Annotated in this window: 6 protein-coding genes; 4 read left to right on the forward strand and 2 right to left on the reverse strand. The window is 39.1% G+C overall.

Features of this window, described 5'->3' with window-relative positions:
* The first annotated feature begins 132 nt into the window (after nt 1-132).
* Nucleotides 133-1,170 carry an NAD(P)/FAD-dependent oxidoreductase gene (locus Rain11_RS09790; RefSeq protein WP_133121563.1) on the forward strand — a complete coding sequence of 346 codons (1,038 nt, stop codon included), beginning with the start codon at nt 133-135 and terminating at the stop codon, nt 1,168-1,170.
* The gene (locus Rain11_RS09795; RefSeq protein ID WP_101359183.1) at nt 1,133-4,417 is read left to right on the forward strand and encodes a BamA/TamA family outer membrane protein; all 3,285 of its coding nucleotides are present in this window, start codon (nt 1,133-1,135) and stop codon (nt 4,415-4,417) included. The genes Rain11_RS09790 and Rain11_RS09795 overlap by 38 nt, the downstream gene beginning before the upstream one ends.
* On the opposite strand, the gene rimO is transcribed toward Rain11_RS09795, so the two are convergent.
* Together rimO and Rain11_RS09805 are read right to left on the reverse strand one after the other, a co-directional pair.
* The gene (gene rimO / locus Rain11_RS09800) at nt 4,414-5,727 is read right to left on the reverse strand and encodes a 30S ribosomal protein S12 methylthiotransferase RimO (protein WP_101359184.1); all 1,314 of its coding nucleotides are present in this window, start codon (nt 5,725-5,727) and stop codon (nt 4,414-4,416) included. The two genes, Rain11_RS09795 and rimO, sit on opposite strands and share 4 nt — an antisense overlap.
* A gap of 4 nt (nt 5,728-5,731) precedes the next feature.
* The gene (locus tag Rain11_RS09805; RefSeq protein ID WP_101359185.1) at nt 5,732-6,502 is read right to left on the reverse strand and encodes a class I SAM-dependent methyltransferase; all 771 of its coding nucleotides are present in this window, start codon (nt 6,500-6,502) and stop codon (nt 5,732-5,734) included.
* A gap of 125 nt (nt 6,503-6,627) precedes the next feature.
* On the opposite strand from Rain11_RS09805, the gene Rain11_RS09810 reads away from it, so the two are divergent.
* The gene (locus tag Rain11_RS09810) at nt 6,628-8,466 is read left to right on the forward strand and encodes an amidophosphoribosyltransferase (protein WP_101359186.1); all 1,839 of its coding nucleotides are present in this window, start codon (nt 6,628-6,630) and stop codon (nt 8,464-8,466) included.
* Between the two features lie 125 nt (nt 8,467-8,591).
* A complete protein-coding gene (aceB, locus tag Rain11_RS09815; protein ID WP_101359187.1) occupies nt 8,592-10,178 on the forward strand; it encodes a malate synthase A in 1,587 nt (528 codons plus the stop codon).
* Nucleotides 10,179-10,399 lie beyond the last annotated feature (221 nt).

Here is a 10,399-nt window from a genome sequence, read left to right on the forward strand (position 1 = left end):
ATACATCTTTGTTTCACAAAGGTACAAAAACTTAGGGTATTTCGTAAATTTTACAGAGCAATGCCCAAAAGAACAAACTTTTAGGTGTAAAACGTTGTTGTAAATTTGATTTTACGACAAATCAAGGCTTTTATGTACGATTGTATTATTGTGGGGCAAGGCATTGCGGGAACGGTTTTGGCTTATACTTTTCTGAAAAATCAAAAAACACCTTTTGTCATCAGTACCGACAAGTTGCCTTCGGCTTCGCAAGTCGCAGGCGGTATTTTTAACCCTCTTACAGGCAAAAATCTTGTAAAAACTTGGCTCGCTGATGAATTATTTCCCTTTTTGCATACATTTTACAGAGAGTTGGAGCAGGTTTTGGGTGAGAAATTTTTGCACTCCACGCCTATTTATCGTCCTTTTCGTTCTATTGAAGAACAAAATGAATGGCTGGCTAAAAGTGCTTTACAAGAGTTTAAGCCTTATCTGAATACAGATGTAAATGAAAATCAATATTGCTCTGACATTAAAAATCCTTTTGGCGGAGTAGAAACCTTACAAGCAGGTTGGGTTGAACTCCCTAAACTTCTCAATTCGTTTCATTGCTTTTTGAAAAAAAAATCTTTATATTTCAGGGAAATTTTTGATTATTCGGCTTTGCAGATTTTTTCAGAAAAAGTCGCTTACAAAGATATTGAAGCTGAAAGAATTATTTTCTGTGAAGGGACTCAAGCTATTCATAACCCTTTTTTTCAAAATTTGCCTTTCAACTTTGCCAAAGGAGAAATGATAGATGTTTGGGTAGAAGATGCAAGTTTTGAGAGTATTGTTAATCAGGGAGTTAGTTTGATACCTTTGCAAGAAAATACTTACCGAGTAGCTTCAACATATAGCTGGGAAGGCTTAGATTGGGAAATTTCCGAAAAAGCCCGAACCGAATTGATAGGAAAGGCAAGAAATTTGCTTAAAAAAGATTTCAGAGTAATTGCCCAAAATGCGGGGGTACGTCCTGCTACTAAAAACCGCCGACCCATTATCGGCTTACACCCACAAATGCCCCGAGTAGGCATTTTTAATGGTTTAGGTAGCAAAGGCGTTTCGCTTGCACCTTATTTGGCAGATAGGTTTTACAAACATATTTACGAAAATGCTCCACTACCTCACGAAATTAACCAACCTGCTTAGAAATTTTGGCAAAATCATTTTTGCCTTTGCAACTATTCTTTGCTTTTCTTTTCCGCTCTATTCACAAGTAGAAGGGATTACACAAAGACCTTTTGGAAAAAATCGTGTGCAGTTTCAAGAGTTTGACTGGCGAATGAAAACTACTACCAATTTTGAAGTGTATTACTACGATTTTGGGAGTGCTATTGCCGATTTTGCTTTGCTTTATGCTGAAAGTGAATTTGATAGAATTACCACTCTTTTAGGGCATAACCCCACTGCCAAAACCAAACTTTTCATCTATAATTCCGTTTCCGATTTGCAACAAAGTAACGTTGGGCTTGCCAATGAGAACAGCCGTACCATAGGTGGGCAAACGAATTTTATTAAGCCTAAAATTGAAATTCCTTTTACGGGCAGTTTGTACGAGTTTAAGAAAGAAATTTCTTTCGGCATTGCCCAGATTTTTGTCAATGAAATGATGTACGGCGGTAATATTCGTGAAATCTTGAAAAATGGAGCTTTGCTCACCCTGCCCGATTGGTTTATGCCGGGCGTAGCCGCTTTCGTCGCTGATGCGTGGAGTAGCGAAATGGACGATTATATGCGAAATTCTATTGAGTATCCGCAACTCAAACGACCTCATAAATTAGTGGGCAAAGAGGCAATGCTCGTAGGGCAATCTATTTGGAATTATATTGCTATCAAATACGGCGAAAATAATATTTCCAACATTCTAAACCTTACGCGTATCATACGTAGCGAAAAAGATGCCATTGCCAGCACTTTGGGCATTTCGTATGAGGATTTTATTGAAGATTGGCGAAATTTTTATTTAGAAATGGCAAAACAAGCCAAAAACGATTACGAAGCACTGGATTTTGATACCCAACTCAAAAAACAAAATCATAAACGGAAAACCTACAACGAGGTAAAAATTAGCCCCAACGGAAAATTTGTCGCTTATTCTGAAAACCGAAACGGACATTACGCCGTGGTGGTGAGGAATTTGGATAATATGAAGCGAAAAGTGGTTTTCAGAGGCGGCTTTAGACTCAATGCACAAAGAATAAACGAAAAAATCCCACTTTTGGCTTGGTCTGACGATAATCAACTCGCTATTTGTTACAAACATAAAAATAAAACTCGCTTCCGAATTCTTAAAGTAGGTGAGAGAAAGGTAAAAAAAATAGAGCAACTGCAATTTGAGTTTTTCAATCAGGTTACGGGTTTTGATATTTCAGCAGATGGGAGTGTGTTGGCTATCAGTAGCGACCGCATCGGTTCGGCAGGCGTGCAAGCAGGTAGTAACGACTTGTACCTTTACACCATTCGTGAGCGTTTTATGAAACGCCTCACCAATGACCTCTACGACGACACAGACCCCGTTTTTGTGGGCAAAAGCAACGAAATTCTTGTTTTTGCCTCTAATCGCCCTGCGGATAGTTTGAACGTTCCGCCCGGTGATTTCAGAACTATTGGAGAAAATTATGACCTTTTCTATTACAATCCGCAAGAATCTGCTAACAAATTAGTTCGTCTTACCAATGCCCCGCAAAAAGAATTGTATCCTGTAATGTTTGACGAACAAACAGCTATGTTTTTGAGCGAGCAGAATGGCATTTCTAATCTTTTCAGCGTGAATTTGATAAGTAAAGAGGTTCGTCAGCTTACTAATTCAAGGCATAGCATACAGAAATTTAGTGTAGCAGAGCGAGGAAATTTATTTGCCTTTCGTTCTTGGCACAAGCGTAAAGAAAAACTTATGCTCAAACGAAACTTTGATTTTTCTCAAAACAGAAAAAGCATTCCCACTTCTCGTATTTTGTATTTGAAGCAAAAAGGTCTTTTACCCGAGCAACAAGCTATTACAGATACTTCTGCCCAAGAAAAACAAGAAGAAAAAGCACAGCAACCCGCAGAACCCGATTACAAACCTGAAAAACCTTACAATCCCGAAGAAATTGACACAGACGATTATCAGTTTGACCCCGAGGTAGTTAAGGACGTCAAAGAAAAGATGAAAAATCAGAAAAACGATAACCTGACAATGGTGAGCGGTTTTTCGCAAAGAAAAAAACAAAACAAAAATCCTGAAATACGTGGTGCCTATCCCTACGAACCGCTTTTTACTACTGAAAGTAGTGTTTCTACGCCATTTATAGACCCTATTCGTGGCTTTGGCTTGCTTTTTGAAATGGAAGTAAGCGATTTGCTCGAAAATCACCGAATGAAAGGCGGCTTGTTAGGACTTTTTGACCTTCGTAGTGCCAATTATTTTGCAGAATATCAGTATCTTGCCAATCGTCTTGACCTCATCGCTCGTTATGACAGAAAAAGCATTTTTGCCAATAATCCCTCGGTGGGCATTGCTCAACGTTACGCAAGTAATCGTTTTACACTTACCGCTTCCTATCCCTTTACCAATTCTATGCGTGTGAGCCTAACAGGCGGGTATATGGACAGACGCTCTGTAAATTTGCTTCTACTCACAAAATTCCCCGAGTACATCAGTTATTTGCACACAAGAGCCGAATTTAATTTTGATAACACCATTTTGAAAGGAGCAAATATGGTGGAGGGAACAAGAGCAAAAATTTATTACGAGTTCAATCCCTCATTTAGCCATATCAACGAAGGTTTTGATAAGTTAATGTTAGACATTCGCCACTATCAATCTTTGCACAAGGAAATTACTTTTGCTACTCGTTTCAGTGCAGGGGCTTTCGGGGGGCGTTCGCCCAAACGCTTTATGCTTGGCGGTGTGGATAACAATCTTTCACAACAAGCAGGTTTAGGGGGCAATCCGCCATTAGACATAAGTTTTGAACAGGGCAATCCTGATGTGCTTTTTCACGAATTTGCAACTAATTTGCGAGGATTTAACTTCAATAGCCAAAACGGCAAATATTTTATGCTTCTTAATGCCGAATTGCGAGTGCCGATTATTAAATATTTGCTTCAAAACTCAATCTCTTCTAACTTTTTCAAAAATCTGCAATTTATTGCCTTCGGTGATTTTGGCTCGGCTTGGAACAATACAGCCCCTTGGAACAGACAAAATGACGTAAATACACAATTTATTGATACTCCTCCTTTTACCATTATTGTGAATAATTTCAAAAGTCCTTTCCTTGCAAGCTATGGTTGGGGCTTTCGGACAACCTTTTTGGGCTATTACCTGAAAGCCGATATAGCTTGGAAAGTGGAAGATTTTGTGGTTACTCCTCGTCCCGTGTGGGTTATTTCTATGGGGTATGATTTTTAGACAAGAATGCCAAACAAATCAAACTCTTGGGCTTCAGTAATGCGAATATTGGCGAAATCGCCTATGCGTACATAGGTGTTTTTATCGGCTTTTACGAGTACTTCATTATCTACTTCGGGGGAGTCGTGTTCAGTTCTGCCTATAAAATACCCCCCTTCTTTTCTATCAAAAAGCACCTTGAAAACTTTGCCCACTTTCTGCTGATTGAGTTCCCAAGAAATTTCTTGCTGAATGTTCATTATTTCAGCGGCACGTTCCTGCTTTACTTCTTGCGGAACATCATCGGGCATTGTGTAAGAATGTGTTTGCTCCTCGTGAGAATACGTGAAAACACCTAATCTATCAAAACGCATTTTTTCTACAAACTCACACATCTCTTCAAAGTGTTTTTCGGTCTCGTAAGGGTGTCCGACAATGAGCGTAGTTCGTAAAGCAATTTCAGGTACTTTCTGACGAATTTTGTCCAAAAGCACTTCTGTTTTTTCACGCGTAATGCCTCTACGCATAATTTTGAGCATTTCCGTTGAGCCGTGTTGTAAAGGCATATCCAAGTATTTGCAAATGTTGGGGTACTTTTGCATAACGTCCAAAATTTCCATAGGAAAGCCCGCAGGATAAGCATACTGCAAGCGTATCCATTCAATACCTTCTACTTCAGCGAGTTTTTCTAATAACAAGTGCAGAGTTCTTTTCCCTTCGGTATCTAATCCATAGTAAGTAAGGTCTTGGGCAATAAGAATAAGTTCTTTGGTGCCTTTTTTAGCAAAATTCTTGGCTTGCTCCACAAGTTGCTCCATAGGACGCGAAACGTGCTTGCCTCTCATTAGCGGAATGGCACAAAACGAACAAGGGCGGTCGCAACCTTCGGAAATTTTCAAATAAGCATAATGCGAAGGAGTTGTAAGCAACCTTTCGCCTACGAGTTCGTGTTTGTAGTCGGCTTTAAGGGTTTTGAGCAAACGAGGCAATTCATTTGTGCCAAAAAAAGCATCTACCTGCGGAATTTCAGCAGAAAGTTCATCTTTGTATCGGTGCGAAAGGCAACCTGTAACGTAAAGTTTATCAATCAAACCTTCATCTTTGGCATCGGCGTATTGCAAAATGGTATCAATGGATTCTTGCTTGGCATTTTCAATAAAGCCGCAAGTATTGATAATGACAATATTGGCATCGGAATTTACTTCTTCGTGAGTAACTTCAAAACGATTGGCTTTGAGTTGGGTAAAAATTTCCTCCGAATCCACCAAATTTTTCGCACAACCCAGAGTAATGATATTGACCTTATTTTTGCGTAAAGTTTTGGTTTTCATTGTTTTAATCTTTGTAAGCTACGAAAATCATTTCATTAACATCAAGAGCATAGCGTTTAGTTTCCTCTGCTGAAAGTGTTTTTACAAAATCATCAACAACTACCCGAAACCCAACAGAAGCAATGCGTTCGGCATAATCTCTGCCATAGAGTCTCAAATGGTCGCTTTGTCCGAAGGCTTTTTCACGTTCTTTGGGCGAGGTAATGTTTTTATCTTCATAAGTTTGCGGTAAGTTCCAATCCAATGGCGATTGCAAAATAGCCCAACCGCCTCGTTTCAGCACTCTACGAATTTCTCGCAATGCCTGCAAATCATCTGTTACGTGTTCTAAAACGTGATTGCAAAAAACCACATCAAAACTATCATCAGCAAAAGGCATTCGGTGAATATCCATTTTCACTTTTGCCCAAGGCGATTCTAAATCAGCAGTGATGTATTCTTGTAAATTAGAGAGCTTTTCAAATTTTTTCAGAAAACAAATTTCAGGGGCAATATGCAAGACTTTTAGCGGAGCTTGGAAAAAATTGGTTTTTCTTTGTAAGTAAAGCCAAAGCAAACGATGACGCTCCAATGAAAGAGAATCAGGGCAAAGGGCGTTCTCGCGAGGTTTTATTCTGCCATAAGGCAAAAATTTTCGGTAAGTTTTGCCTGAAATAGGGCATTGTACCTGATTGCCTCTGTAAAATACCGACACCACACGCAAAGCACCTATGCCAAATTTCTGCAAATACTTACGAGGTACAAAACGAATAAAGAAACGAATTAAATGTTTCATTTGTTAGTAAAATAAGGCACAAAGGTACAAAATTTTGTAAAATATTCTGCAAGTTAGAGTAATCCAAAGAAGTTACGTATCTTTGCAGAAAAATTGTAGTTTTTGGTTTCTAAACTTTTGGCAAAATGTGTGGCATTGGCTTTATTCGCTTGCGAAAACCTTATCAATACTACCTGGATAAATACGGCTCTGTGCTTTATCCTTTGCAAAAATTGTATATGCTAATGGATAAACAAAGCAACCGCGGACAAGACGGAGCAGGAGTAGCGGTTATAAAGTTAGATGTACCACCAGGGAATCGTTACATAAGTAGGTATCGTTCTATCAAACAACAGGCTACGCATAAAATTTTCAAAAAGATTGCCAAGAAAATCAAAAAAGCTGTCAAAGGGCATAAAAAAGAGGCTCTCAATGCCCAATGGCTCAAAGAAAATGTAGCTTTTACAGGAGAATTGCTTTTAGGACATTTACGCTACGGCACACACGGCTTGAATAGCATAGAAAATTGCCACCCATTTTTGCGTCAGAATAATTGGAGAAGCAGAAATTTAGTGTTGGCAGGCAATTTTAATATGACCAACAACGATGAACTTTTTGAAAAACTGCTTCAACTTGGTCAGCACCCCAAAGAAAAAATTGATACCGTAACCGTACTTGAAAAAATCGGGCATTTTTTAGATGAGGAAAATCAACTCATTTATGACGCTCACAAAGAACTCTACACCAAGCAAGAAATGTCGGCGGTGATTGAGGAAAAAATTGATTTACAAAGAGTTTTACGAAGAGCTTGCAAAGATTTTGACGGAGGCTATGCCATTGTAGGAATGACAGGCTATGGGGCGGCATTTGTAGCTCGCGACCCTGCGGGTATTCGTCCTGCTTATTTTTGGGCAAATGATGAATTTATCGTAGTAGCTTCTGAAAGAGCCGCTATTAAACTTGCTTTTGATGCTTCCTATGAGGAAATTGAAGAAATAAAACCTGCTCACGCTCTTATTATTCATAAAAATGCTACTTTTGAGCAAAAACCTTTTGCCGAGCCTTTGCCTCAGAAATCTTGCAGTTTTGAACGCATTTATTTTTCACGGGGAACAGACCCTGCTATCTATCAGGAACGCAAGCAGTTAGGCTTTTTACTTGCTCCCAAAGTTTTAGAAGCCATTGGGTACGATTTGGAAAATACTATTTTTTCTTACGTTCCTAATACAGCCGAAACCTCTTTTTTAGGACTTCTGAAAGGTTTAGAGTATCATTTAGAGCAAAAACGAAAAGAACTTTTGCAAAAGCAAGATTATCAAAATCTTGAAAAAATCATTTCCTCACGCATACGTGTAGAAAAGTTGGTTATCAAAGATGCCAAACTCCGTACTTTTATCACTGATGATAGCCATCGCAAAGAGCTGGTAAATTCTGTCTATGACACTACTTACAACGTAGTTCGTAAAAAGCAAGATACGCTTGTTATCATTGATGATTCTATCGTAAGAGGCACTACATTGGAAGAGAGCATTTTGCAGATGCTTGATAAACTTGAACCCAAAAAAATCATTATTGTTTCTTCTGCTCCGCAAATTCGCTATCCTGATTGTTACGGAATTGATATGTCCAAAATGGGTGAATTTGTTGCTTTTCGGGCAATGTTAGAACTACTGAAAGAACGAGGCGAACATATTGTTTTTGATGAAAAATTGCTTAGTGAAAATGAAAATCTCGCTCAAAAATGGTATAATCTTTTCACCGAAGAGCAAATTTCTGCGAAAATTGCTCAAATGATTAAGCAAAAAAGTAAAATTCAGGCAGAAGTGGAAGTTATTTATCAAAGTATAGAAAACCTGCACAAAGCCTGCCCCCAACACCAAGGCGATTGGTATTTTACAGGTAATTATCCCACACTTGGCGGCTATAAAGTCGTGAATAAATCGTTAAAAAACTATTTGGAGGGCAGATTGGAAAGGGCTTATTGAAATGCAAAGGGCGAAAATAATACGCTTTTATCGTAGCAAGCCATAAAATTTATTTCCAAAATTTTCACTTTTAGCGAAATTTCGCTAAATTGCCAATCCATACTTCAACCCCAAATTTTGGAATAATGATGCTCAATGCCCAAATTTCAGCCGCCAATCGGTACAGCGAAGTGCTCACCGATGAGGCAGTCGCTTTCTTGGTACATTTACACAAAAAATTCAATCCCAAGCGTAAAGAGCTACTTGCGAAGCGTCAGGAGCGTTTGCAGGAACTCAAAAATGGCAAGTTGCCTACTTTTTTGCCCGAAACTCAAGCTATACGCGAAGACTCATCGTGGAAAGTAGCCCCCATACCCGCCGATTTGCAAGACCGCCGTGTAGAAATCACGGGTCCGGTGGATAGAAAAATGGTTATCAATGCCCTCAATTCAGGGGCAAAGGTATTTATGGCAGATTTTGAAGATGCCAATTCGCCCACTTGGGAAAATTGTTTAGAGGGGCAAATCAATCTGAAAAATGCTATTTTACGACAAATAGATTTTACCGCTGAAAATGGCAAAACTTATCGGCTCAATGAAAAAACTGCTGTACTGAAAGTTCGCCCTCGTGGTTGGCACTTGGTAGAAAAGCACTTTTTAGTAGAAGGTGAGCCTATTTCTGCATCTTTGTTTGATTTCGGGCTTTTCTTTTTCCATAATGCGAAAAATTTGCTTGCTCGTGGCACAGCTCCTTATTTTTATTTGCCTAAAATGGAAAGTCATTTAGAAGCTCGCCTATGGAACGAAGTTTTTGTAGAAGCACAACATTATGTAGGCATTCCCGAAGGTACTATCAAAGCAACGGTACTTATTGAAACCATTTTGGCGGCTTTTGAAATGGAGGAAATCATCTACGAGCTTCGCAACCATTTGGCAGGGCTAAACGCAGGTCGTTGGGACTACATTTTTAGCACCATTAAAAAACTTCATCATTTGCCCCAAGCTCAATTTCCCGATAGAGGTCAAATCACGATGCAAGTGCCTTTTATGCGTGCCTACGCCCAACTGCTCGTAAAGATTTGCCACAAACGCAATGCCCACGCTATTGGTGGAATGTCGGCGTTTATTCCTTCTCGCAAAGATGAGGAAGTCAATAAAAACGCTTTCGCCAAAGTACGTGCCGATAAAGAATTAGAAGCCACGACAGGTTACGATGGCACTTGGGTAGCCCACCCCGACCTTGTGCCTATTGCCCAAGAAGCCTTTGATAAAGTGCTGGGCTCAAATCCTCATCAGAAACACGTTTTACGCGAAGATTTGCAAATTTCGGATAAAGATTTGCTGAATTTTCACATTGAAGGCGGTAAAATTACCGAACAAGGTTTGCGAACAAACATCAATGTAGGCATTTTGTATATTGAGTCTTGGCTTTCGGGAGTGGGTGCGGCGGCTCTCTACAATCTGATGGAAGATGCCGCTACAGCTGAAATTTCCAGAGCTCAGGTTTGGCAATGGCTCAAAACACTGGCTAAATTAGATGATGGTAGAACGATTGATGTACCTTTCTACAAGCAAATCTTGCAGGAAGAAATAGAAAAGTGCAAGAAATTGCTTGGAGAAACAAGAATACAAGCGGGAAATCTGGCAAAAGCTATCAAAATATTTGATGAAATTGTTTTGAATGAAAATTTTGTAGAGTTTCTGACCATTCCTGCTTACGAATATTTAGATTAGCAAACAAGAGAGGCAAAGAATATTTTGCTTCTCTTGTGCTTAAATTTTTATTTCATTCAGTTCAGTCCTCCGACAAAATTTTTAGTTTGAAAAAGTAAAAAAAGAGCCATATAATTGTTGAGAGAAAAAACAAAGTTTATATGGCTCACACACAAGGGAAAGCTTTACGCAAAGGTAATGAAATGTTAGCTGTTTTGCAAAAATATTTATCAGATTGGCAT

Origin of the sequence: Raineya orbicola (genome assembly GCF_002843425.1) — a bacterium.
Taxonomy (GTDB): Bacteria; Bacteroidota; Bacteroidia; order Cytophagales; family Thermonemataceae; genus Raineya; species Raineya orbicola.

Bases quoted from the DNA above. Each gene is read 5' to 3' on its own strand.
- Rain11_RS09790 (WP_133121563.1), top strand. From the start codon at position 133: ATGTACGATTGTATTATTGTGGGGCAAGGCATTGCGGGAACGGTTTTG.
- Rain11_RS09795 (WP_101359183.1), top strand. From the start codon at position 1,133: ATGCTCCACTACCTCACGAAATTAACCAACCTGCTTAGAAATTTTGGC.
- rimO (WP_101359184.1), bottom strand. From the start codon at position 5,727: ATGAAAACCAAAACTTTACGCAAAAATAAGGTCAATATCATTACTCTG.
- Rain11_RS09805 (WP_101359185.1), bottom strand. From the start codon at position 6,502: ATGAAACATTTAATTCGTTTCTTTATTCGTTTTGTACCTCGTAAGTAT.
- Rain11_RS09810 (WP_101359186.1), top strand. From the start codon at position 6,628: ATGTGTGGCATTGGCTTTATTCGCTTGCGAAAACCTTATCAATACTAC.
- aceB (WP_101359187.1), top strand. From the start codon at position 8,592: ATGATGCTCAATGCCCAAATTTCAGCCGCCAATCGGTACAGCGAAGTG.